This window comes from Arthrobacter sp. JCM 19049 (assembly GCF_001310435.1).
Window position 1 is genome coordinate 1 of record NZ_BAXF01000554.1, and the last position, 1,329, is coordinate 1,329.

Sequence of the window (1,329 nt, forward strand, 5' to 3'; positions counted from 1 at the left end):
CCGGAGGGGAGCAGCAGCGGCTGCGGGCTGCGCAGGCGTTGGCCTCCAACCCGCGGGTGCTGCTGTGCGACGAGCCGTTGCTGAGCCTGGACCTGCACCACCAGCAGGCGATCAGCGAGGTGATCCACCGCCAGGCCGTGCAGGCCGGCAGCGCGGTCATCTTCGTCACCCACGAGATCAACCCGATCCTGCCTACGTGGACCGGGTGCTGTACCTGGCCGGCGGGCGGTTCCACGTGGGGACCGTGGATGAGGTCATGCAAAGCGAGGTGCTCAGCGAGCTGTACGGATCGCGCGTTGAGGTGCTGCGGGTCAACGGGCGGATTGTGGTGGTCACCGGGGACGGGGAACGCCAGGTGCCCGATCCGGTGACACCGGAAGAGGGCGGGCCGGATGGCCAGGCGGCGGCGAAGGGTGAATCGGAAACGGGCGGACCGGAAACCCGTGAACCGGGTACGGCGGGACGATAGGCATGGGGTTGGATAATTTTCTTGAGCGCGTGATCAATTTCGAGGATTACGCCCAGCTGTTGCCGCTGGTGAGCAACTCCCTGATCGCCGGGGCCGTGCTCGGGGTGGTTGGCGGGCTGATCGGCATCTTCATCATGATGCGCGACATGGCCTTCGCGGTGCACGGCATCGCCGAACTGTCCTTTGCGGGGGCCTCCTTCGCGCTGCTGATCGGCGCGGACGTGGTCACCGGCTCGGTGTTCGGCTCGCTGATCGCCGCGCTGGTGCTGGGCGTGCTGGGCACCCGGGCGAAGGACCGCAATTCCATTACCGGGGTGCTGATGCCTTCGGGCTGGGCCTGGGGATCTTGTTCCTCTCCCTCTACGAGGGGCGCAGCGCGAACAAGTTCGGGCTGCTGACCGGGCAGATCGTCGCCGTGGACGAGGCGCAGCTGGGCGGCACGCTGGTGATCAGCGCCGTGGTGATCCTCGCCTGATCATCATGTGGCGCCCGTTGACCTATGCCAGCGTCGACCCGGTGCTGGCCCGCGCCCGCGGAGTGCGCACCTCCGGGCTGTCGATCGTGTTCATGGTGGTGCTGGCCCTGGCAGTGGCCATGTCGATCCAGGTGGTCGGCGCGCTGCTGGTGCTGGCGCTGCTGATCACCCCCAGCGCCGCCGCCCTGCGGGTGAGCAGCAACCCGGCAATCACCGTGCTGCTCTCGGTGCTGTTCGCGCTGACCAGCGTGGTGGGCGGGATTCTGCTGGCGCTGGGCGGGGCGCTGCCGATCAGCCCGTACGTGACCACGATTTCGTTCGTGATCTACCTGGTGTGCCGGCTCATCGAGGCCGTGCGTTCACCCAGCCGCCACCAGGTCTAGCG

The 1,329-nt window shown here is 67.9% G+C and carries 2 pseudogenes; both read left to right on the forward strand.

What is annotated here, in order from left to right:
• Positions 1-469 (forward strand): annotated as a pseudogene (locus JCM19049_RS14395) (hypothetical protein); the annotation flags it as partial.
• Positions 470-471: 2 nt separating this feature from the next.
• Positions 472-1,327 (forward strand): annotated as a pseudogene (locus JCM19049_RS14400) (metal ABC transporter permease).
• The last annotated feature ends 2 nt before the right edge of the window (positions 1,328-1,329 follow it).